General features: G+C 68.9%; 22 protein-coding genes and 1 other RNA gene. 15 read left to right on the plus strand and 8 right to left on the minus strand.

The features are described 5' to 3' along the window. Positions 1-6 precede the first annotated feature (6 nt). A complete protein-coding gene (locus KBY97_RS01295) occupies positions 7-1,059 on the plus strand; it encodes an isopenicillin N synthase family oxygenase (RefSeq protein ID WP_255144837.1) in 1,053 nt (350 codons plus the stop codon). Here KBY97_RS01295 and KBY97_RS01300 read toward each other — a convergent pair. Both KBY97_RS01300 and KBY97_RS01305 read right to left on the minus strand, forming a co-directional pair. Next, complete coding sequence (locus tag KBY97_RS01300) at positions 968-2,014, minus strand: metallophosphoesterase (protein WP_255144838.1); 1,047 nt, start codon at positions 2,012-2,014, stop codon at positions 968-970. The genes KBY97_RS01295 and KBY97_RS01300 overlap by 92 nt on opposite strands. Positions 2,015-2,258: 244 nt before the next feature. Then, complete coding sequence (locus tag KBY97_RS01305; RefSeq protein WP_255144839.1) at positions 2,259-3,200, minus strand: phycobilisome rod-core linker polypeptide; 942 nt, start codon at positions 3,198-3,200, stop codon at positions 2,259-2,261. A gap of 394 nt (positions 3,201-3,594) precedes the next feature. Here KBY97_RS01305 and KBY97_RS01310 point away from each other — a divergent pair, with 394 nt between their 5' ends. The 4 genes from KBY97_RS01310 (at position 3,595) to KBY97_RS01325 (ending at position 6,559) form a co-directional block, all read left to right on the plus strand. Then, positions 3,595-3,876: a hypothetical protein gene (locus KBY97_RS01310; protein WP_255144840.1), complete on the plus strand. Its 282-nt coding sequence runs from the start codon at positions 3,595-3,597 to the stop codon at positions 3,874-3,876. A 109-nt stretch (positions 3,877-3,985) separates the two neighbouring features. After that, positions 3,986-4,975, plus strand: coding sequence for an ATP-binding cassette domain-containing protein (locus KBY97_RS01315; RefSeq protein WP_255144964.1), 990 nt, complete (start codon positions 3,986-3,988; stop codon positions 4,973-4,975). Next, complete coding sequence (locus tag KBY97_RS01320; RefSeq protein WP_255144841.1) at positions 4,959-5,771, plus strand: ABC-2 family transporter protein; 813 nt, start codon at positions 4,959-4,961, stop codon at positions 5,769-5,771. The genes KBY97_RS01315 and KBY97_RS01320 overlap by 17 nt, the downstream gene beginning before the upstream one ends. Next, positions 5,771-6,559, plus strand: a complete 789-nt coding sequence (locus KBY97_RS01325; RefSeq protein WP_255144842.1) for an ABC transporter permease — start codon at positions 5,771-5,773, stop codon at positions 6,557-6,559. Before KBY97_RS01320 ends, KBY97_RS01325 begins: the two co-directional genes overlap by 1 nt. 120 nt (positions 6,560-6,679) lie before the next feature. Here KBY97_RS01325 and KBY97_RS01330 read toward each other — a convergent pair whose 3' ends face one another. Next, on the minus strand, positions 6,680-7,252 hold the full coding sequence (locus KBY97_RS01330) for a hypothetical protein (RefSeq protein ID WP_255144843.1): 573 nt from the start codon (positions 7,250-7,252) through the stop codon (positions 6,680-6,682). Between the two features lie 375 nt (positions 7,253-7,627). Here KBY97_RS01330 and KBY97_RS01335 point away from each other — a divergent pair, with 375 nt between their 5' ends. Further along, a complete protein-coding gene (locus tag KBY97_RS01335; RefSeq protein ID WP_255144844.1) occupies positions 7,628-9,217 on the plus strand; it encodes a serine hydrolase in 1,590 nt (529 codons plus the stop codon). A gap of 50 nt (positions 9,218-9,267) precedes the next feature. Next, complete coding sequence (locus tag KBY97_RS01340; RefSeq protein ID WP_255144845.1) at positions 9,268-9,609, plus strand: hypothetical protein; 342 nt, start codon at positions 9,268-9,270, stop codon at positions 9,607-9,609. 31 nt (positions 9,610-9,640) lie between these two features. On the opposite strand, the gene aroB is transcribed toward KBY97_RS01340, so the two are convergent. Continuing rightward, positions 9,641-10,750, minus strand: coding sequence for a 3-dehydroquinate synthase (aroB, locus tag KBY97_RS01345; RefSeq protein WP_255144965.1), 1,110 nt, complete (start codon positions 10,748-10,750; stop codon positions 9,641-9,643). A gap of 127 nt (positions 10,751-10,877) precedes the next feature. Further along, the gene (recQ, locus tag KBY97_RS01350; protein WP_255144846.1) at positions 10,878-12,755 is read right to left on the minus strand and encodes a DNA helicase RecQ; all 1,878 of its coding nucleotides are present in this window, start codon (positions 12,753-12,755) and stop codon (positions 10,878-10,880) included. Between the two features lie 75 nt (positions 12,756-12,830). On the opposite strand from recQ, the gene KBY97_RS01355 reads away from it, so the two are divergent. The 3 genes from KBY97_RS01355 (at position 12,831) to ssrS (ending at position 15,267) form a co-directional block, all read left to right on the plus strand. Continuing rightward, complete coding sequence (locus tag KBY97_RS01355; RefSeq protein WP_255144847.1) at positions 12,831-13,715, plus strand: carbohydrate ABC transporter permease; 885 nt, start codon at positions 12,831-12,833, stop codon at positions 13,713-13,715. A 76-nt stretch (positions 13,716-13,791) separates the two neighbouring features. Continuing rightward, complete coding sequence (locus KBY97_RS01360; RefSeq protein ID WP_255144848.1) at positions 13,792-15,078, plus strand: 5-(carboxyamino)imidazole ribonucleotide synthase; 1,287 nt, start codon at positions 13,792-13,794, stop codon at positions 15,076-15,078. A 6-nt stretch (positions 15,079-15,084) separates the two neighbouring features. Then, positions 15,085-15,267: non-coding RNA, 6S RNA (gene ssrS, locus KBY97_RS01365), on the plus strand. Between the two features lie 227 nt (positions 15,268-15,494). Here the strand turns inward: ssrS and KBY97_RS01370 are convergent. Then, positions 15,495-15,773 carry a DUF2103 domain-containing protein gene (locus KBY97_RS01370; RefSeq protein ID WP_255144849.1) on the minus strand — a complete coding sequence of 93 codons (279 nt, stop codon included), beginning with the start codon at positions 15,771-15,773 and terminating at the stop codon, positions 15,495-15,497. A 69-nt stretch (positions 15,774-15,842) separates the two neighbouring features. Between KBY97_RS01370 and KBY97_RS01375 the strand changes: the two genes are divergently transcribed. After that, complete coding sequence (locus KBY97_RS01375) at positions 15,843-16,058, plus strand: hypothetical protein (protein WP_255144850.1); 216 nt, start codon at positions 15,843-15,845, stop codon at positions 16,056-16,058. Positions 16,059-16,063: 5 nt separating this feature from the next. On the opposite strand, the gene clpS is transcribed toward KBY97_RS01375, so the two are convergent. Then, complete coding sequence (gene clpS / locus KBY97_RS01380; RefSeq protein ID WP_255144852.1) at positions 16,064-16,390, minus strand: ATP-dependent Clp protease adapter ClpS; 327 nt, start codon at positions 16,388-16,390, stop codon at positions 16,064-16,066. Positions 16,391-16,465: 75 nt separating this feature from the next. Here clpS and petN point away from each other — a divergent pair, with 75 nt between their 5' ends. The 4 genes from petN to KBY97_RS01400 all read left to right on the plus strand — a co-directional run bounded on the left by petN (position 16,466) and on the right by KBY97_RS01400 (position 19,473). After that, on the plus strand, positions 16,466-16,567 hold the full coding sequence (petN, locus tag KBY97_RS01385; RefSeq protein ID WP_094510511.1) for a cytochrome b6-f complex subunit PetN: 102 nt from the start codon (positions 16,466-16,468) through the stop codon (positions 16,565-16,567). 19 nt (positions 16,568-16,586) lie between these two features. Next, positions 16,587-16,736 carry a hypothetical protein gene (locus KBY97_RS01390; RefSeq protein ID WP_255144853.1) on the plus strand — a complete coding sequence of 50 codons (150 nt, stop codon included), beginning with the start codon at positions 16,587-16,589 and terminating at the stop codon, positions 16,734-16,736. Between the two features lie 101 nt (positions 16,737-16,837). Continuing rightward, positions 16,838-17,980 carry a CofH family radical SAM protein gene (locus KBY97_RS01395; RefSeq protein WP_315857127.1) on the plus strand — a complete coding sequence of 381 codons (1,143 nt, stop codon included), beginning with the start codon at positions 16,838-16,840 and terminating at the stop codon, positions 17,978-17,980. Further along, complete coding sequence (locus KBY97_RS01400; protein ID WP_255144855.1) at positions 17,977-19,473, plus strand: hypothetical protein; 1,497 nt, start codon at positions 17,977-17,979, stop codon at positions 19,471-19,473. Before KBY97_RS01395 ends, KBY97_RS01400 begins: the two co-directional genes overlap by 4 nt. A 52-nt stretch (positions 19,474-19,525) precedes the next feature. Here KBY97_RS01400 and psb29 read toward each other — a convergent pair whose 3' ends face one another. Beyond that, positions 19,526-20,299 (minus strand): photosystem II biogenesis protein Psp29, encoded by a 774-nt coding sequence (gene psb29 / locus KBY97_RS01405; protein WP_255144856.1) that lies wholly within the window; start codon positions 20,297-20,299, stop codon positions 19,526-19,528. Positions 20,300-20,413: the final 114 nt, after the last annotated feature.

Raw genomic sequence — 20,413 nt, forward strand, 5'->3', positions numbered from 1 at the left:
CGTGCGATGAGCAGCGCCATCCTCGACGTCGATCTGCTGGCCTTTGAGCAGGGCAGCCGTGCCGCCCGGGCCGCCGTGGTGGACGGCGTGCGCCGCAGCCTGGCCACCGGCTTTGTGTATGCCCATGCCGACCTCTCCACCGATCTGCTCGAAGCCGCCTACGGACTGCTGGGCCGCTTCTTCGCCCTTGAGCCGGCGGTCAAGCAGCGCTTCGTGGCCAGCGGCGCCAGCGGCCAGACGGGCTACACCGGCCTGCTGGTGGAAACCGCCGCCGGCCACAGCCATGCCGATTGGAAGGAGATGCTCAACTGGGCGGCGCCACTGCCGCTGGCGCACCCGTTGCGGCGGCGCTTTCCGTTGCACTACCCAGAGCCGTTGCTGCCCGAAGCGGCGGTGCCAGGGCTGAGCGTGGTGCTGCAGGAGTTTCACGCCGCGATCGCCGCGCTGCAGCGCCGCTTCCTGCGGGTGATCGCGGTAGGCCTGGGGGCCGCCGAAGGCTTCTTCGATGCCGTCGTCGAAGACGCCCCCACCCTCACCCGCGCGATCCGCTACCCACCGATGGCTGAGGCGCCCTCAGGCCCCCACCTCTGGGCCGCCCCCCACGCCGACATCAACCTGATCACAGCCCTGCCGCGCGCCACCGGCCCGGGCCTGCAGGTGCTGGTGGAGGGAGAGTGGGTCGATGCGCTGCCGCCGGATGGCCGGGTGATCATCAACAGCGGCCTGATGCTGGAGCGGCTCAGCAACGGCCACATCCCGGCCGGCTGGCACCGGGTGATCGCCCCGCCGGCCCCGGCCGCTGAGGCCGGAGTTACGGCTGCCGGCGGGCGCCTCAGCGTCGTGCAGTTCTGCCATGCCCGGCCCAGCACGGTGTTGCAGCCGTTGCCCTGTTGCTGCGGACCCGACACCCCCCAGCGCTATGCCGCGATCAGCGCCGCCGATGCGCTCGAAGACGTGCTCTACCGCATCAACTTGCTCGAGGCAGCCCCCGCCCCTGGCGGTCCACCAGCTGACGCGGCAGCGTCTGCGGCGCCACCGCCCGCAGCGTGCGCAGGTTGATCGCGGTGCTCAGCGGCCGGCCGCCGCGGCGTGGCAGATCGAGCACGGTGAGCGTCTGAAACGGAGCGGCGCTGCTCTGCAGCAGGCGGCGCGGACCGCTGCCCATCGCCCCCAGCGCAATCGCATCGAGCTCCCCCAGCCGACCGGGGAAATAGGCGTGGTGGTGGCCGCTGATGTAGGCCGCCACCTTGTGGCGATCCATCAGCTGACGCAGGCTGGTGGCGTCGCGCAGCACGTTGCCGGCGGTGTCGCGCCCCTGGGCCACCGCCTGCAGGGGCAGGTGCCCCACCACCAGCCGCTGCCGCGCCGCGCGGGCCGCCGCGGAGCCGAGGCTGCGGTCAGCCCAGCGCACCTGCTCCGCCGGCACCACCGCCGAAGAGGCATCCCACACCAGCACGAACAGATCCTTCTGGCGGAAGGAATAGAAGAACGGAAAGCCGCTGCCATCCACGAAGCTCAGACCGAGCGTCTGCTTCTGGCGGTTCCAGAACCGCTCCGCCTCGGCCCTCTCGCGCGCGAACAGGTAGCCGGCGCCCTGGCGCAGGTTGGAGGCATCGTGGTTGCCCATCGCCGGCGCAAACGGCAGGCCGGCGCGGCGCAATGGCACCAGCACGGAGCGATCGAAGCCGGCCCACATCGCCTGCAGTTGCGCGCTGCTCAAGCTGGCCTTCTGGCCCGCCACCATGTCACCGGCGCAGAGCACCAGATCGGCCTGCAGTGCTGGGATCAGGGCCACCCCCCGGTGCACCTGCTCGATGTAGGTGGTGGAGCCGTAGCTGGCGTTCAGATCGCCGATCAACGCCACGCGCAGATCACCGCGCGGCGGCAGGCTCAACCCGGCCGGCAGGCGGCTGGCCGTTGGGGCGGCGGCGCTGCGCAGGGCGCCGAACGCCAGGCTCGCCAGCCCCAGGCCGCCCAGGCCCAGCAGCTGGCGGCGGTTGAGCGAGGGGGGCATGGGATCAACCCGGGTGGCGATCTCGAAAGCATGGGCGAGGCGTGGCCGATGCGCCAGCGGTGCCTAAGGGCGCGGACGTGATGCGGGTGACGCCGCTGGTGCTGAACCTGATCTGAATCGGCCGCCAGCTGCACCATTGGCACCCCAAGCCGCGCCAGCGATGCCTGGCCGCGGCGCCCCATGAGCGGACGGGTGGCGGGAAGGGCCGCAGCCCCACCCGCCCGCCCCTGGCGGCGGCCTGGGCTCAGCTCACCACGACATCGGTGACGCGACCGCCGAGGCGCTGCACCCGTTGCAGGGCCTCGTTCATGCGGGAGTAGGGCACCTGCAGCACGTAGGCACTGCTGCGCACATAGCCGTTGTCGGCCAGGCCGGTGGCGGAGATCGTCACCACCCGGGCACCACTGTCGCTGGTGGAGCGAACCCCAGCCGACACCCGCAGCGCTTCCACCCGCTGCTCCCCAGACGGCGCGCGACGCTCGCCGCCCCACGACTCATCGTTGAACAGGTTGGTGGCGGAGCTCACCAGCGCCTTGAAGGGCCCGTCGGTGGACACAACCACGGCCCGGCCCATGGAACCGCGCACAGGCACCGCGCGGTCCTGGTGCAGCGCCTTGCCGAGGCGGAACTGGGTGCCGGAGGGATCGCCCTTCACCGAGGCGGCGGCGCCACGGGCCAGCTGCATCAACCAGGAGAACTGGCGGCCTTCATGACCTACCGAATAATCCCAGCCGTGCAGGTAGGGAACGGTGTCCTGCCCAAAGCGTTGCTGGTAGTCATCGCCGTCGATGTAGGAGTCGATTTCCGCATCAAAGCCCTCCTCCTGCAGGATCGTGAAGTGGTGCAGCATCTCAGCGCGGTTCTGCGGCGCGCGGCCGAGCAGATGCTTGTGGTTCAGTTCGATGAAGCGGTAGGGATTGCAATTCTCGAAGAAGCGCTCGCGGTACAGCCCGCTCTTGGCGACGGTGCGCACGAGTTCGCGCACGCTCAGGAAGCCATTGCGGAACAGGGATTCGGCTCCGGTGAGGCGCTCATTGGCCATCACATACTGTTGGCCCAGCACCTGCTGATACACCGCCCGGATGATTGTGGTGTTGTCGTCGTCGGAAGCCTGCGACCAACTCTGCTTGTTCCTGTCATTCTCAAACCTCTCGATTCCCAGCGAGGGCGCCTGAAGCAGTGCCATGGTGAAACGGTCAGCGAAGGGAGAAAGCAACAGATCCAAACCCCTGAACCGAACGCCATGGATGAGAATTCTTTGCTCAGAATTCCTGCTCAGAATTCGTGTTCGGAACTCTTGGATCAGAACCCCTGGGTGAGAGTTCTTCAATCAGAATTCCTGGCTCAGAATCTTTGGCGTCAGAATCCCAGAATCAGCACCTGTTGGCTCGCACAACTTTAAGAGCAGAACAAGAAATGGTGGCCAACTTCTGATCCCTTAAACAAACGAAAGAAGCCTTCATCTTCACCCGATCGCGCCAGGCCGTCCCCTTCGCTCTGCAAGGGGGCTCCAGCCCCTGAATGTCCCCCTCCGTCAGCCCTACGCTGAACAGCCTTCACCGCCCTCTGCGGATTCGCCCTTGTCCGCTCGTCTCGCCATCGGTCCCGTCGATGTCGACCCCATCGTGCGCGAATGGGTGGATGCCGAAACCCTGCAGCGCCTGGTGGCCCGCCACCGCCGCGGCGACTGGGGCGATGTGGACGCCCGCGATGCCCGCGACAACACCCTGGCCGCCTACCGCCAGCAGGGCGCTCTACGCAGCGTGTTCAACCTCGGCCGCGGCCTGCAGGTGTGGGTGATCACCAGCGATCTGGGCCAGGACAGCCTTCACACCACGGTGCTGCTGCCCGAAGACGTCTGACCCCGTCCGTGAACCTCCCGCTGCCGCCCTCCCCCATGCTGCGCCAAACCCTGTTGCGCGGAATCCAGCCGCCCCTGGCCCCGCTGCCCGACTCCGGAGCCTGCCGGTGATCATCGAGGCCGAGCTGCTCAGCAAGACCTACCGGGTGGCCGACAAGCAACCCGGCATGGCCGGCACCCTGCGCCATTTCGTGCGCCGCCGCCATCGCGATGTGCCCGCCGTCAGCGGGGTGTCGTTTGCGATTGCGCCCGGGGAGATGGTCGGGTTCCTGGGCCCGAACGGCGCCGGCAAGACCACCACCTTGAAGATGCTCACCGGCCTGATCCACCCCACCGCCGGCACGGTGCGGGTGGTGGGGCACGACCCGAAACGGCGCCAGGCCGCTTTCCTGCATCAGATCACCCTGGTGATGGGGCAGAAGCAGCAGCTGATCTGGGACCTGCCGCCGCTCGATTCGTTTCGGGTCAACGCGGCGGTCTACGGCCTCACCCCGCCCGAAGCCCGGCGCCGCATCAGCGAACTAGCCGACATGCTGGAGCTCGGGGAGGAGCTGACCCGCCCGGTGCGCAAGCTGTCGCTGGGCCAGCGCATGAAGGCCGAGCTGCTGGCGGCCCTGCTGCACCGCCCCGCTGTGTTGTTCCTCGATGAACCCACCCTCGGGCTCGATGTGAACGCCCAGGCCCGGGTGCGCGATTTCCTCGCCGACTACAACCGGCGCACCGGTGCCACCGTGCTGCTCACCAGCCACTACATGGGCGACATCACCGCCCTGTGCGAGCGGGTGCTGCTGATCCACCAGGGCCGGCTCTTCTACGACGGCCGGCTGGAGGGGTTGAGCGAGCGGCTGGCGCCCTACCGGCTGGTGCGGCTGGAGCTGACCGTGCCCCAGCCCGCCGCCGCCTTCACCGGCCATGGCGAGGTGGAATCCCTGCAGGGCAATCAGGTGTGCCTGCGGGTGCCGGCGGCCCAGCTCACCGGCAGCGTGGCGCAGTTGCTGGAGCGGTTCGCCGTGGTGGATCTGGAAGTGAGCGACCCGCCGATCGAGCAGATCATCGGTGGGCTGTTCGAACGGGGGCGGGTGGATGACAGCCCCGCGTGAGCCCCGCGCCAGGGCTGTGTGGCCGCTGGTGCGGGTGCTGCTGAGCACCCAGTACGCCTACATGCTCGAATACCGCGCCGAGATCGCGCTGTGGGCGCTCTCCGGGGTGCTGCCGCTGATCATGCTCGGCGTCTGGAGCGGATCGGGCGCTGGCGAGGCGGCGGGCTTCACGCCGGCGATGCTCACCCGTTACTTCCTGGCGGCCTTCGTGGTGCGCCAGTTCACGGTGGTGTGGGTGATCCACGTCTTTGAGGAAGACAACCTGCAGGGCCGGCTCTCGCCCTATTTACTTCAGCCGCTGCATCCCTTCTGGCGCTACCTGGCCGCCCACGTGGCCGAACAGGTCACCCGCGTGCCGTTCGTGGCGGCCCTGCTGGCGCTGCTGTTCCTGCTGCAGCCCAGCCTGCTGTGGTGGCCCCAGCGCGCCGATGTGTTCTGGGGGGTGCTGGCCACCGTGGCGGCGTTCATCCTGCGCTTCTTGCTGCAGGGGGTGATCGCCATGGCCTGCTTCTGGAGCGAGCGGGCGCTGGCGTTGGAGCGCCTGCTGCTGATTCCCTATCTGTTCCTGTCGGGCCTGGTGGCGCCACTGGAAACCTTTCCGCCTGGCGTACGCGCCTTCGCGCTGGCCACCCCGTTCCCCTACACAGTTGCCTTTCCCGCCCGCGTGCTGATGGGAGCCGAGGTGAACCTGGGAGCGGGCTTCCTGGGGCTGGCTCTCTGGAGCGGTCTGTTTCTGATCCTGTTTCTGGTGCTCTGGCGCGCCGGCATCCGCCGTTACTCGGCCATGGGGGCCTGATGCACCGCTACCTGCGCACCTTGGCCCGGTTCTGGAGCGCCTCGCTGGCGGCGGAGATGGAATACCCCGCCAACTTCGTGCTGGAGCTGCTCGCCGAAGTGGGCAACCTGGCCGGCAGCCTGTTCGTGCTGTCGCTGCTGTACGGGCCAGGCCAGAGCCTGGGGGGCTGGAGCTGGAATGCGGCGCTGGTGGTGCTCGGTTTCTACACCCTGTTGGAGGGCCTCACCAGCACCCTTTTCCAGCCCAACCTGTCCACGATCGTCACCCACGTGCAGAACGGCACCCTCGACTTCGTGCTGCTCAAGCCGATCGACAGCCAGTTCTGGTTGTCGGTGCGCACCTTCTCTCCCTGGGGGTTGCCGGGGATGGCCATGGGCGTTGGCCTGATCCTGGTGGCCGCCCTGCGGGCCGGCGCGGTGCTGGGGCCGGGCACGGTCGCCGCCGCTGCGGTGCTGCTGTTGGCCAGCGCCGCCATCCTCTACAGCCTCTGGTTCGTGATCGCCGCCACCAGCATCTGGTTCGTGAAGGTCTGGAACGCCACCGAAGTGCTGCGCAGCACCCTGGTGGCCGGCCGCTATCCGGTGAGTGTGTACCCAGCGGGCCTGAGGGCCTTCTTCACCTTCGTGCTGCCGGTGGCCTTCCTCACCACGGTTCCGGCCGAGGCGGTGCTGGGGCGAGCGTCCGGCAGCTGGATGGCCGCCAGCGTGGTGGTGGCAGCCGCCTGCCTGGTGATCAGCCGCGCCATCTGGCGCTATGCCCTGCGGTTTTACACCTCCGCCTCCAGCTGAGCGGGGCCCTTGTTGACCAAATCTCCAGTGGATCGGGCCACCCGTTGCTTCATCCTTCCGCTGTGACGGCTTGGCGGCATGGTTCCAGTCGGGGTGTTGGGCCCATGGCTGCGCTGGCCGTCAGCGGTTGGCCGAGCGCTCCAGCTCCCGGCGCAGACGTTCCAGTTCCCGTTCGGCGGCAGCAAGGTCGTCGGCGCTGGAACTGGAATCGCCCGAAGCACCGAGCCCATCGGCGTCGGGTCTGCGGTGATGCCCCTCGCCGGCATAGCTGGAGAGAGAGCGGAACATCAGGCCGCCGCCAGCGGCAATCATCACCACCATCGTGGCCAGGCTCCAGAGCGTGGTGGGCCGGAAGCTGATGAAGAGGCTGTGCAGCACCCCCACGCCCACCGCCGCTGAAGACGCCCAGACCAGAAACCAGCCGGCGCGGCGGTAGGTGCCGGAGAACAGCAGGCAGACGCCGATGCCCAGGAGTAACACCAGCAGGCCGAAGCCCTCACCCACCCCCTGGGCCACCACCCCACTGAAGCCGCCACCAAATCCGCCACCGAAGGTGCGGCCAGCGAAGCCGCCGCCGGAGAACCGCAACGCCGATCCCACCATCACCTGGTTGGTGAACAGAAAGATCCCGGCGGCGAAAAAGGCACCGCCAATCAAAAACAGAAAGAAATCTTGCTTCGGCCTGGCTGTCATGCCTGCTTGACGCAGAGGTTTTGAATTTAGGCCAGATCGCCATGGTGGCTGGATCCAGCTGCGATCGGCTGCCTACAACTGGGCGATCGCTCCAGCGATGCCCTGCAGATCAGTCGGCGCCATTGCCGTTCGTCACAGCCGCCGGCTGAAGCCAACCAACCCCGCTCAATGGAAAGGCCTCAGGTGAACCACCACCCGAGACCCCTGCCCGAAGGCACCACCACCGTGAAATGTTGGTCCGTCATGAGTATGCCCGCTGGCTGGCACGATCTCCCCTGACGGCACGGTCTCCCCTGACGGCACCGTCTGCCCTGACGCCCGCCGGGCCAGATTCGGGCAGTGGGCTTAGCTTCCGGCCGTGCTGCCTGTGCCCTGGTGTCGGTGCCTTCTCGTTTTCCCCGCCTGCTGTTGGGGGCCGCCCTGCTGGCCGGCAGCCTCGCCGGCAACCTCGTCGTCGGGGGCTTTGCCGGGGCTCCCGCCGCCCAGGCGAAGGCACCGGCGCAGCGGGTCACCGCGCAAGCCCTTGCCGTTGCCCTGAAGCGCCTTGATGGCCTGGCCACCTCCATGCAGCGCCGCACCGGTGTGCCGGGCATGGCGATCGCGGTGGTGCACAAGGATCAGCTGGTGTTCCTGCGCGGCTACGGCGTGCGCACAGCCGGGCAGGCAGGCACGGTCGACCCCGACACGGTGTTCCAACTGGCCTCCCTCTCCAAGCCCATGGCCAGCACTGTGGTGGCGGCCCTGGTGGGGGATGGGGTGGTGGGCTGGGACGACCCCGTGCTGCGCACCCTGCCTGAAGCCCGCATCGGTCCGGCCGGCACGGCGCCGAATGTGACCCTGCGCGATCTGCTCTCGCACCGCAGCGGCCTGCCCGACCATGCCGGCGAAGACCTGGAGGACGTCGGCTTCGACCGGAACGCCGTGCTGGCCCGGCTGCGCTTTCTGCCCACCGGCAATCGCTTCCGCGCCGACTACGCCTACACCAACTTCGGTTTCACCGCCGCGGCCGAGGCCGCTGCCCGCGCCAGTGGCAACGCCTGGGAGGTGCTTTCGCGCGAGCGGCTCTATCAGCCTCTCGGCATGACGCGCACCTCCTCCAGCCATGCCGCCTTGATCGCCGAGCCCAACCGCGCCCGGCTGCATGTGCCCAGCCCCCAGGGCTGGGTGGCGCGCTTCGATCGCGATGCCGATGCGCAATCTCCCGCCGGCGGGGTGAGCGCGTCAGCGCGGGACATGGGCAGCTGGCTGCGGCTGCAGCTCAACGGCGGCCGCTTTGATGGCAAGCCGGTGATCAAGGCCGCCGCCCTGGCCGAAACCCATCGCCCGCAGGTGATCAGCATCCCGCCGGCGGATCCCGCCACCGATGCGGCCAGCCTCTACGGGCTCGGCTGGAATGTGGGCCAGCACGGCGCAGGGCTGGTGCAGCTCTCCCACTCCGGTGCCTTTTCCCTCGGTGCCGCCACCGCCGTGTATCTGCTGCCTGCCGAACAACTCGGCATCGTGGTGCTCACCAACGGCCAGCCGATGGGCCTGCCGGAAGCGGTGGCGCTCAGCTTTCTGGATCTGGCGGTGGCGGGGGAGGTCAGCCGTGACTACCTCCCCTTGCTGCAGGGCATCTTCAAGGAGATGTTCGAGCAGGATTACCCCGCCGTGGTGGCCCCCGCTGTCGCAGCGCCGCCGCTGCCGCTGGAGCGCTATGTGGGCCGCTACTCCAACGACTACTTCGGCCCGCTCGCCATCCGCCGCGGGGCCGACGGTCTTGAGCTGCTGATCGGCCCGACGCCGCAGCGCTTCGCGCTCACGCCCGTGAGCGGCAACACCTTCTCGTACCAGCCCCGCGGCGAAAACGCCTTCGGCCCGGCAGCGGTCACCTTTGAGGCCGGGGCCGGCGGAGCGCTCACCACCGTGCGGGTCGGCAACCTCGATCGCAACGGTCTGGGGCTGTTCACCCGCCAGACGCCGTGACGTTTTGGCAGGTTTGCCGCGATGCTTGGTCAGCATTTCGCGGCATTCCCTTGTTCAATGATGGCCACGATGGTCCGCCCCAGCTGCCGCCACTGAGCCGGCAGCAGCTGGAAACCCTGCTGGCGGCCCTGGATCCGCGCCTCGATGGCTTCGGCAAGGGACCCTCTTGCCTCGACGACGCTGCGGCCTTCCTGGAGCGGCTGTCGGCGGAGCCTGGCGCTGGCAATGGCACCGCCGGCCATGGCCATGGCACCCACAACGAATCAGCGCCGCTGCAGGTGTGGCTGGAGGCCTGGCGCTCCGCGGGCGGCAACCGCCAGACGCTCTCGCTGATGGTGGGGCTGCTGCTGGCCCAGACCAGCGAGCAACAAGGGGCACCACCGAGCGCCTGAACCCGGGCTGGAACTGCGTGGCGAGGGCCACTCAGAGGGCGCCGGCCAGCAGCTGGCGGATCAGGGCCGGATCCACGTCGTTGCGGATCACCACATGGCCGATGCCGGTGGGCAGCACGAAGCGCAGCTGCCCCTGGTTCACCTTCTTGTCGCTCTGCAGGGTCTGCAGCGCCGCCTCCACATCCAGTGGCGGCAGGGCCAGCGGCAGGCCGGCCTTGGCGATCACCGCCCGCTGACGCTCCTGGTCGGCGGGCTTCCACAGGCCCATCGCCAGGGCCAGCTGCCCGACGGCCTCCATGCCCATCGCCACCGCCTCGCCGTGGATCACGGTGCCGTAACCGCAGAGGGTTTCCACCACATGGCCCAGGGTGTGGCCGTAATTGAGGATCGCCCGCAGGCCGCCTTCCCGTTCATCGGCCGCCACCACCCGCGCCTTGGCGGCCGCCGAGCGTTGCAGCAGCCGCTGCAGGCGGGCCGGGCCGATCGCCTCAAGGCTGGAGAGGTCCGCCGCCGACTCCAGATCAGCGAACAGGACCGGGTCACCGATCACCCCGTACTTGATCACTTCCGCCATGCCGGCGCGGAATTCGCGCTCCGGCAGGGTGACGAGCGTGGCGGGATCCACCAGCACCAGCTCCGGCTGGTGAAAGGCACCGATCAGGTTCTTGCCGCCGGGGTGGTTCACGCCGGTCTTGCCGCCGATCGCCGCATCCACCATGGCCAACAAGGTGGTGGGCACCTGCACCACCGGGATGCCGCGCAGCCAGGTGGCGGCAGCGAAGCCCGCCATATCGCCCACCACACCGCCACCCAGCGCCACCACCAGCGAGCGCCGCTCCAGCCGCTGCGCGTAGGCCGCGTCGTGGATCAGGGCCACGGTGGCGGGGGTCTTGTGCTCTTCCCCTGCGGCGATCACCAGGCGGGTGGGGCGGAAACCATGCCGCTGCAGGCTGGCCAGCGCCCGGGCGCCGTAGTGGTGATCCACCTCAGCGTTGGTGACCAGCAGCACCTGGGTGCCGGCCGCGAAGCCCCGTTCCTCCAGCAGGGCACCCAGCGCCTCCAGGGCCCCGTCACCGATCCGCACCGTGTAGGGGTTGCTGGCCAGCGCCACCTCGATCGTGCGCAACGGCAGCCCCGGCATGGCGGCCGGGCCAGGGGTGCGGTCGGATCGGAAGCTGGTGGGCTGGCTGGAGGTCATTGCGGAGACCCTGCGAACGGAGGGGGGTCTGATCGTGCTGAAGGTAAGGCGCGGCTTCCTGCGGCGGTGCTCAGCTGTCGCTGTTGAGCAGGCTCAGCAGGGCGCTGCCGTAACGCTCCAGCTTGGCAGCGCCGATGCCGCTGATCGCCGCCAGTTCCGCGATCTGGAGCGGCCGCCGCGCGGCCAACTCCACCAGGGTGCGGTCGTGGAACACCACATAGGGAGGCACCGCCTGCTCGCGCGCCTGTTCCCGCCGCCAGTCCTTGAGCCGTTGCAGCAGCTCAAGATCGGCGTCCTGCCCCTCTGCTCCTGCCCCGGCTCCGGCAGCGGCAGCCAGCGCGCCGCTGCGCGACCGCGAGCGCCGCTCCTGACGCGGGGGCGGCAGTGGCAGTTCCAGCCGCTGTTCGCCGCGCAGCAGCGGCCGCACCTGGGGCTCGGGCCCCCAGCGCAGACCGCCGTGTCCATCAGGCACCGGCTCCAGCAGGCCAGTGGCGGTGAGCTGCCGCAGCAGGGTGCGCCACTGGCCGCGGTCGAGTTCCTTGCCGATGCCGTACACGCTCAGTTCGTGGTGCCCCAGGGCCCGCAGGCGGGCCGTATCCGCCCCCAGCAGCACGTCCACCACGTGGGCGGCGCCGAAGCGCTGGCCGGTGCGATACACCGCCGACAGGGCCTTCTGGGCCGGGATCGTCACATCGGTGCGCTCCTGGGGCTCCAGGCAGCGGTCGCAGTTGCCGCAGGGCTGCTCAAGGGTTTCGCCGAAGTGCGCCAGCAGCACCTGGCGGCGGCAGCCGGGGGCTTCGCTGAAACCGATCAGGGCCTCCAGTTTTCCGTGCTCGATCCGCTTCTGGGCCGGCTCGGCCTCGGAGTCGTCGATGAAGCGCCGCAGCTGCGGCAGATCGCCGGCGCCGTGCACCATCCAGGCGGTGGCCGCCAGCCCGTCCCGGCCGGCCCGGCCGGTTTCCTGGTAGTAGGCCTCCAGGCTCTTGGGCAGATCCACGTGGGCCACGAAGCGCACGTCCGGCTTGTCGATGCCCATGCCGAAGGCGATCGTGGCCACCACGATCACACCGCTGTCCCGCCTGAAACGGCCGAGGGCGGCGCTGCGCTGCTGCGCCTCCAGCCCGGCGTGATAAGCGATGGCGTCGTGGCCAGCGGCGCGCAGGTCGACGGCGAAGCGGTCCACCCGGGCGCGGGAGCGGGCATACACAATGCCGGCATCGCCGCGGTGCGCTTCGAGGAAGGTCAGCAGCTGCGCCTTGGCGTCGTCTTTGTCGCGCAGTAGGTAGCGGATGTTGGGGCGATCGAAGCTGGCGGTGAACACACGGCCCTGCTCCAGCGCCAGCCGCGCCACGATCTCGTCGCGGGTGCGCGGGTCGGCGGTGGCAGTGAGCGCCAGCCGCGGCACCTGGGGAAAGCGGGCCGCCAGTTCCGCCAGCTGCAGGTATTCCGGCCGGAAATCGTGCCCCCACTGGGACACGCAATGGGCTTCATCGATGGCGAACAGCGCCAGGGGGCGCTCCGCCAGCCGCTCGAGCAGGTCACCGGCCAGCAACCGCTCCGGCGACACATACAGCAGATCCAGGGTCTGGGCCTGCAGGGCGCGCCAGATGGCGCTGCTCTCCTGGGCCGCCAGCGCCGAATGCAGCGCCGCCGCCCGCACCCCCGATTGCCGTAGGGCTTCCACCTGGTCTTCCATCAGGGCGATCAGTGGCGAGATCACCACCGCCAGCCCAGGGCGGCACAGCGCCGGGATCTGATAGCAAAGCGATTTCCCGCCGCCGGTGGGCATCAGCACCAGGGCTGAGCCGCCATCTATCACGTGCTCCACGATCGCCTGCTGCGGGCCGCGGAAGGCCTCGTAGCCGAACACCTCACGCAGCACGCCCTGCGGCGAGGCGCCAGGCTGCAACGAGCCCTGCGGCGACACGCTCGACTGCGGGTGTCCCAAGGCGTTGGCCCCTGCGCGCTGATCTCCCACAATGGCGCCATGAACGGCCCATCAGCACCGCGCGCGGCCACGCCGATGGCAGTGGCCATCGGCCGGAGGCTCACCCCCTGGGGGTTCCTGGCGCCGGCGCTGCTGCTGCTGGCGGTGTCGGTGCTGGTGCCGGCGGCGATGGCCCTGGTGATCAGCTTCACCGCCACCGGCCTCGACATGAGCGAGCCGCTGCGGTTCGTGGGCCTCGCCAACATCCGCCGCCTGCTCACCGACCCGGTGTTCTTTCAGGTGCTGGGCACCACCTTCCTCTATCTGGTGGGGGTGGTGCCGCCGATCGTGTTCGGCTCGCTGGCGCTGGCGGTGCTGGTGAACCGCAGCCTGCCGGGCATCCACTGGTTCCGGGCCGCGTTCTACACACCCGTGCTGGTGTCGATCGTGGTGGCGGCGATCGCCTTTCGCTGGCTGTATGCCGAAAACGGCCTGATCAACGGCTGGTTGGCGGCCCTGCTGGGCAGCACGTTCGAACCGATCGGCTTCCTCACCAGTCCGCTGCTGGCCTTGCCGGCGGTGATGCTGGTCACCCTGTGGAAAGGCCTGGGCTACTACATGGTGATCTTCCTGGCCGGTCTGCAGGGGATTTCCGCGGAGCTCTACGAGGCGGCGGCCCTCGATGGCAGTGAGGGCTGGCGCAGCCATCTCGACATCACCCTGCCCCTGCTGCGCCCCTACATCACCTTGGTGGCGGTGATCTCGGCGATCGCAGCCACCAAGGTGTTCGAGGAGGTGTTCCTGATGACCCAGGGGGGGCCGGCTGATTCCACCCGCACCCTCGTCTATTACGTCTACGACCAGGCCTTCTCGGAGCTGGAGATCAGCTATGCCTGCACCGTGGGCCTGGCCCTGTTCCTGATCGTGCTGATCTTCTCGATGCTCCGCTATCTGCTGGCCGGCGACCGCAGCCTCACCTGAGCAGGATGGGCGCGGCGGATGTCAGGCTGCTCGCTTGCTCGGCCGCCCCGGCGGACCACCATCTGGGGCAGCAGGCATGAGTGGCAGCATTGGCGTGGTGGGGGGCGGCCAACTGGCCCTGATGCTGGCGGAGGCAGCCCAGCGCCTGGGCGTTGAGCTTCACGTCCAGACCCCGCTGGCCACTGATCCGGCTGCAGCCCTGGCCACCAGCGTGGTGCAAGCCCCCATCGACGATGTGGCCGGTACCCGGGCCCTGGCCGCTCTCTGCCAGGCGATCAGCTTCGAGAACGAATGGCTCAACCTCGACGCCCTGGCGGCACTCGAAGCGGAGGGGGTGGTGTTCGTGCCGCGGCTGCAGGCGCTGCAGCCGCTGGTGTCGAAGCGCAGCCAGCGGGAACTGCTCGACCGCCTGCAGCTGGCCTCCCCCCGCTGGATTCCACTCGAAGCGGTGCTGACTCCTCCAGCAGGGCTGGCTGCCGATTCGCTGCCCCAGCAAGCGGGTGGCCCCGGTGGCGAGGGATGGCCGCCGGCCACGGCTGAGGGCGGCACCGCAGAGGCCCCCAACCCGCCCGAACCCAGCGCTCCCCGCTTGCCACAGGGCTTCAGCTTTCCGCTGATGGCCAAGGCCGCCACCGGCGGCTACGACGGCCGCGGCACCGCCTGCATCCACGACGACCAGGAACTGGCCTTGCTGGTGGAGCGCGTGCCGCCTGAGCAGTGGTTACTGGAAGAGTTCGTGGCCTTCGAGCAGGAGCTGGCCCTGGTGGCCTGCCGGGATCGCGGCGGCAATGTGCGCGCGTTTCCGCTGGTGCAGACCCATCAGCACAACCGCGTCTGCGACTGGGTGCTCGCCCCCGCCAACGTGAGCCATGCAGTGGAAGCGCGCGCCCGCAACATGGCGGCCTCCCTGCTCACGGCGCTCGATTACGCCGGGGTGCTGTCGGTGGAGTTTTTCTACGGCCCGGCCGGGCTCCAGGTGAATGAGCTGGCGCCCCGCACCCACAATTCCGGCCATTACACGATCGAAGCCACCGTCACCAGCCAGTTCGAGCAGCAGGTGCGGATCGTGCAGGGCCTCGGGCTGGGTGACACGGCCTTAAAGCTGCCCGGCGCCTTGATGGTCAACCTGCTCGGCTTCGAAACCGCCGCGTCGTCCTACGAGGAGCAGCGCCAGGCCCTGGCCGACCTGCCCGGAGCCAGCGTGCATTGGTACGGCAAACGGGAGTCCAGCCCGGGCCGCAAGCTCGGTCACGTCACCCTGCTGCTGACCCAGCAGCAGCCGGAGCCACGCCAGCAGGAAGCCATGCAACGCCTTGATCAGGTGCGTGCAATCTGGCCGCTGCCCCCTGAGGAAAGGCCTTAGTGTGTGGGCGGACTGCTGTGTTGGTGACTGCCTTTCACAGTTTTCTGATCTGACTCCTTCTTCGACGTGGGTGGTCTGTCGCGACGGTGACGTATGCCGGCCTTGTTGCTGGAAACGAAGCCCCGCTTTGCCTGCCCCTCTGGTTCTTCCAGGTCGAAATCTGGGGCAAGACGGCATGGCGGTTCACCCTTTTCAGCTTCAGCGCAGCTGGGTTCACCAGGCTGGGTTCACTAGGCTGGATTCACCGGACCCGTTGATCGTCCGGCGCTCAGCTCCGCAGCGTGTTGCTGATCCGCCCGCTGGTGATCGCCGCTTCGTGTGCAGCCTGCTGGCGATCCTCCCTTCGTGATTCGGCCTGCTGGTGATCAGCCTGCTGAGCCCGGGCCCTGCCCGGCTCAACATCCCTGCAGACCCCATCAAGCGTCCAGCAGCCCATCGAGCCTGTGTTGAAGCGCGTCCTTTTCCAGGGTGGTCACCACGAACACCTCCTGGGCGGTGGTTCCCCTGCGCGCCAGCAGCTTGAAGCCACCCCGGATCGGCGCCGACACCCGTAGCCGCAAGCTGGGACTGCGCCCTTTCACACGCGTGATCACCGCCGGTGTCACGGTGTCGACGCCCTCACCAGCCGCCAGTTTCCGCAACACCGGGATCAGCCCCTCGATGTAGGTGCTGTGCGTGATCACCACGCGACCCATCAAAGAGTGTCCTTCATGAGAAAAGGCCGCAGGAACTGTTAAAACCATGACACTTCGGACGGCTTCCTGATGCTCCAGACCCGCGCCTCCATCGCCCGTCAGCTCAGCTCGCACCGTGGTGAAGCTGTTCAGGTGGTGAAGGCGGTTGTGGCGCAGGGGCACCGGATCCAGGGCCTGGCGGTGTGCCCGGGGCGGGTGATCAGCTTCGTGCTCGATGCCGGCACCGGCTCCGTTCATATGCGCAACCTGCTGGAACTCTCCTCGCTGACGCGCGATCTGTCCTGAGCGGGTCATCCCCGCTCCAGGGGCGCCATCGTCAGCCCTTCGGCAGCGAGTTGCTGGTGATAAAGCTCCGCCTGCTCCTGCGGGCCGCTCCACACCACTGCCGAACCTTCGGTGTCGATGCGCTTGGCCAGGGCCCAGGCGCGATCCGGCTGCATGCCGGGGATGTAGGTCATCAGGCAGGCCACCACATGCTGGTAGGTGTTCACGTCGTCGTCGAGCACCACCACCTTGAAGTGGGGATAGGGCTGCTGCAGGCGCACCGGCTCCAGCACCGTGGCGGCTCGGCCCGGTGCGGCCACAGCCCGTGGATTGGCGAAGAAGAGACGAACCATGGCCATCACCACCGGCCGCTGCCGGCAAGGGGGCAGCTTAGGTAAAGTGCGCCGAGTCAAAGCCGTGTCCACGCCATGCTGATCACCCTGGGTTGGTCCTCACTCGCCGCCCTCTTCAGCTTCTCCATCGCCATGGTGGTGTGGGGCCGCAACGGCGACGGCAGCATCAACTTCTGAGCAACATCCGGCGCAACTGATGCCTGAAACCGCCTTCACGCTCACGAATGCCCTGGCGGTCGTGGCTTCGATGCTCCTGGTGTTCGTCAGTGGCGGCGTCGTCTATCTGTCCACCGTGGAGTGGCGGGATCGCCGCCGCCGTCAGCGCGCCGCCAGCCCGCGTCGATGACCCTCGCTCCAGTTCGGCCCATCGCGCCATGGGCCTGGCGCGAAGCGGGTGCCGTGCTAGTGCCGCCGCCACCGCCCAGCGCTGCCGATGCCTGGCGGTCCATGCCCACGGCAGAGCTGATCGCCAGGCTGGCCGATCTGAACGGGCAGCTCCCCGATCCCGGTGCAGCCCTGGCGATCTGCAGCGGCGATCAGCCAGCCGCTGCCCTCCAGCGCGCCGCCGATGCGCTTCGCCGGCAACTGGCGGGAGACACCGTCACCTACGTGATCAACCGAAACCTCAACTTCACCAACCACTGCGTGAAGCATTGCGGATTCTGCGCCTTTCGCCGGGATGCCGGCGCGGAAGGAGCGTTCTGGCATGGCTTCGAGCTGCTGCAGGAAAAAGCCCGCGCCGCCCAGGCCTGGGGCGCCACCGAGCTATGCCTGCAGGGCGGTCTCAACCCGTTGGCCCGCGAGAGGGGCAGCGCCCTGCGCTACTACGAAACGCTGTTGGCAGCCTTGCTGGAAGCCGCTCCTGGCATCCATCTGCATGCCTTCTCGCCCCAGGAGCTGCTGTTCATCGCCGAGCAGGACGATTGCCCACTCGATGCAGTGATTCAGCGCTTGCGCGGGGCGGGCCTGGGCTCGGTGCCCGGCACCGCCGCTGAGGTGCTGAGCCCGCAGGTGCGGCGCCAGCTCTGCCCTGAAAAGCTGTCGGCGCGAGCCTGGTGTGCAGTGGTGCTTGAGGTGCATCGCCATGGCCTGGCCAGCACCGCCACATTGATGGCGGGCCACATCGAAGCCGCCGCCGATCGCGTCGCCCATTGGCTCACGCTGGTGGGTCTGCAGCAGCGGGCCTGGCAGGCAGGGGTGGCTGGCTTCTCCGAGTTTGTGCTGCTGCCGTTCATCGGAGCGGCCGCGCCTGAGCCGCTGCGGCGCCGGGTGGGCCGCGATCAACCCGACCACGCCGCCATGCTCGCCCTCACCGCCCAGGCCCGCCTGCTGCTGGGGCACTGGTTCGTGAACCATCAGCCCAGCTGGGTGAAGCTCGGCCTTGATGGCGCCACCGAGGCATTGCGCTGGGGCTGCAACGACATCGGCGGCACCTTGATGGAAGAGCACATCACCACCATGGCCGGCGCCACCGGCGGCACGAGCCGCACCCCCCAAGAACTGAGCACCGCCGCCACGAGCCTGGGCCGCCCGGTGCGGCAACGCACCACCCTTTACGGATCCATCGCTGCTGAGGCGCTGCCCGCATGAGCCTCAGCCTGCCCCGCTTGCGGCTGCCCCGCTGGCGCCTGCCCCGCCGGCCACGCTTGCGTCTGCTCCTGCCGGTCACCAGCGGCGTGATCGTGCTGTTGCTGCTGCCGGCGCTGCTGCTGCAACGCTTCCCGCGTTCCAATGCCGCCGGCCTCGAGCGGCTGGTCCCCGTCGCTTCTCTGATTCAGAGCTTCGCCGCCGCGCCCAGCCGCCCGGTGCCCTCCCTGTGGCAGGAACGGCTGTCGGTGCCCCTGGCCACCCGGCTGTGGGCGCGGCAGCAGGGGCAGTGGTGGCAACTGTGGGGGGAGAGCGGCGATGGCGGCACCCTGCTCGCGATCAGTGACAGAGCCTTCGAAGGGCGTCCAGAGCGCGCCCTGCCCGCCAACAGCTTCCGCGTCGACGACCTGCTGGTGATCGCCGCTGACCCCCTGTCCCGGCAGCAGTTGCAGCAGCAATTGAGCCGCTCCACGCGCCCACCGAAGGGGATGGAGAAGCGCTGCGTTGAGCAGCTGCGTTCCGCCCAGGCAGTGGCCTGGACCGGCACCGCTCTCAACCAGCTCAGCGGCCCCCTGGCGCCCCTGCTGGGCCGTTTCCAGCAGGGGTGTCTGGTGCTGGGCGGCGATGCCACCGGCCTCACCTGGCAGGGAGAAGCCACAGGGTCCGGCAAGGCCGCCGCCGCAGCGCTGCCCAGGTTGCCGGCCGTGCCACCGCGTCAGCCCCTGCCTGCAGCCCTGCTGCTCGACGTGGAGGGGGATCGCCTCGATCTGCTCTTTGAAGGCCTGCTGAGCCGCCAGCTGATCCGCCAGCCGCTGGTCGATCGCTACGGGCTACAGGAAACGCTGCTGCTGCGGTTGGGCGGCAGTCCGTTCCGGCTGCGCCTGAGCCCCCAGCCAGCGGGCGTCTTTCAAGCCTCCCTCGAGCTGCAGTTGCAGGTGGGCAAACAGCGGCAGGAGTGGATCCAGTGGCTGGCACAGCTGCGCGAGGCGCTCAAGGAGCAGGGGCTGGTGGAGCAGCTGCCGGCAGCAGCGGCGGGCGCGGAAGCCCCCCCCAGCACCATTGCCGCCCAGCTGCCCACCGGTGTGTGGCTGCGTCAGGACGGCACCGTGGTGGGGGGATGGCGCTGGATCCGGCCTCCTACCGGCGACCCGCCCCTGCTGGCTTTCTTCCTGGGGTCACTGCCGCCGGCGCTGCCGGCGGCACCACTGCCGGCTGCGCCGCCACCGGAAGCAACGCTGCCTGAACAGGAGAGCGCGGCCACCAAGCAGGTGCCCCAAGCGCTACGGCTGCGGGCCAGGCCCCAGGCGCTGGCCGCCCTCGGACTGCTGCCCCCGGCCCTGCCACCGGTGCTGCAGCAGTCGGATCAGCTGGAACTGCTGGCCCGCTGGCCAGCCGCCAGCGAAGGCGGAGCCAATGCCCACGCCCTGTTGGCCGGATCGCTGCAACTGGGGGCAGCACCGGCGCCTGGTGCCAAGGAATCACCCGCCAACCCCTGACGGGTGACCCAGCAAACCCCAGCACCCAAGGCACCCAGCACCTAAGCGAGCGTCAGGCGCTGGGTGCCGCGGTACCGCTGCCCGCTTCGGGGCCCGACGCCATGTCAGCGGCGGCAGAAGCCACGGCCACACCAGCCTCCGCGGCAGGAGTATCAGCGGCGGCCTCAAGGCTCTGGCGCTCGCGCCGCCGCCGCTCGGCGGCCACTGTTTCCTCCATCAATTCAACGGCCAACGCCATCTTCTCGAGGTTGGTGGCATAGAGGTTGAGGTCTTTGTCGACGCGGTCTTTGAGCAGACCCATTGCTTCACCGATCTCATGGGCAGCCTGGCGCAGCGCCAGGGGCTCGATCGCTTCGGCCCCCTTGGCCTTCTGCAGAAGGCTCAGCAGGCCGACGGCGAACAGGCGGGAGTAGTGGAAATCCGGGCGCTTCACCGACTGGAGCACGCTGCCGATCGGCTCAGGCGCACCGGCCCCCTGGTCGGTGATCCACTGGCGCACGTCTTCGACGCTGTGCTCGCCAACGGCCGTGATGGCTTGATCGCGAACCCGGTGGAAGTGGTCAGCTTCGTAGCCACAGGCCGCACACAAGGCCTGGAACAGGGGTTCACGCTGCGCCTCCGGCCGGTAGCCGCGCGCAAAGCTGTCGAACACCTGGGTGAGACCCACCGCGAACAGCGGATCGATTTGAAATCCCTTCTGGCGGCTGAGCAGATGCAGCTCCACCAGCAGCTCATCCACCAAGCGCCGGTAGAGGGGCGCGATCACATGGGGAAAGGCGCGATGGAACGAACGCTTGCTGTCAGCGACGGTGAGGCAGGCGCCCACACTAATTCTCCTGGTTATTTGGACTTTAGCGCTGCCCCCCACCCGGCGATGGGCGGCCACGGCCGCTGATGCCCAGCGCAGACGGGGGCCCGGCCGCAGGGACGCCTCAGGGGC

The sequence above is a fragment of the Synechococcus sp. ATX 2A4 genome (genome assembly GCF_024346375.1).
Lineage (GTDB): Bacteria > Cyanobacteriota > Cyanobacteriia > PCC-6307 > Cyanobiaceae > MW101C3.

Bases quoted from the DNA above. Each gene is read 5' to 3' on its own strand.
- KBY97_RS01295 (WP_255144837.1), top strand. From the start codon at position 7: ATGAGCAGCGCCATCCTCGACGTCGATCTGCTGGCCTTTGAGCAGGGC.
- KBY97_RS01300 (WP_255144838.1), bottom strand. From the start codon at position 2,014: ATGCCCCCCTCGCTCAACCGCCGCCAGCTGCTGGGCCTGGGCGGCCTG.
- KBY97_RS01305 (WP_255144839.1), bottom strand. From the start codon at position 3,200: ATGGCACTGCTTCAGGCGCCCTCGCTGGGAATCGAGAGGTTTGAGAAT.
- KBY97_RS01320 (WP_255144841.1), top strand. From the start codon at position 4,959: ATGACAGCCCCGCGTGAGCCCCGCGCCAGGGCTGTGTGGCCGCTGGTG.
- KBY97_RS01325 (WP_255144842.1), top strand. From the start codon at position 5,771: ATGCACCGCTACCTGCGCACCTTGGCCCGGTTCTGGAGCGCCTCGCTG.
- KBY97_RS01330 (WP_255144843.1), bottom strand. From the start codon at position 7,252: ATGACAGCCAGGCCGAAGCAAGATTTCTTTCTGTTTTTGATTGGCGGT.
- aroB (WP_255144965.1), bottom strand. From the start codon at position 10,750: ATGCCGGGGCTGCCGTTGCGCACGATCGAGGTGGCGCTGGCCAGCAAC.
- KBY97_RS01355 (WP_255144847.1), top strand. From the start codon at position 12,831: ATGGCAGTGGCCATCGGCCGGAGGCTCACCCCCTGGGGGTTCCTGGCG.
- KBY97_RS01360 (WP_255144848.1), top strand. From the start codon at position 13,792: ATGAGTGGCAGCATTGGCGTGGTGGGGGGCGGCCAACTGGCCCTGATG.
- KBY97_RS01370 (WP_255144849.1), bottom strand. From the start codon at position 15,773: ATGGGTCGCGTGGTGATCACGCACAGCACCTACATCGAGGGGCTGATC.
- KBY97_RS01375 (WP_255144850.1), top strand. From the start codon at position 15,843: ATGCTCCAGACCCGCGCCTCCATCGCCCGTCAGCTCAGCTCGCACCGT.
- clpS (WP_255144852.1), bottom strand. From the start codon at position 16,390: ATGGTTCGTCTCTTCTTCGCCAATCCACGGGCTGTGGCCGCACCGGGC.
- petN (WP_094510511.1), top strand. From the start codon at position 16,466: ATGCTGATCACCCTGGGTTGGTCCTCACTCGCCGCCCTCTTCAGCTTC.
- KBY97_RS01390 (WP_255144853.1), top strand. From the start codon at position 16,587: ATGCCTGAAACCGCCTTCACGCTCACGAATGCCCTGGCGGTCGTGGCT.
- KBY97_RS01395 (WP_315857127.1), top strand. From the start codon at position 16,838: ATGCCCACGGCAGAGCTGATCGCCAGGCTGGCCGATCTGAACGGGCAG.
- KBY97_RS01400 (WP_255144855.1), top strand. From the start codon at position 17,977: ATGAGCCTCAGCCTGCCCCGCTTGCGGCTGCCCCGCTGGCGCCTGCCC.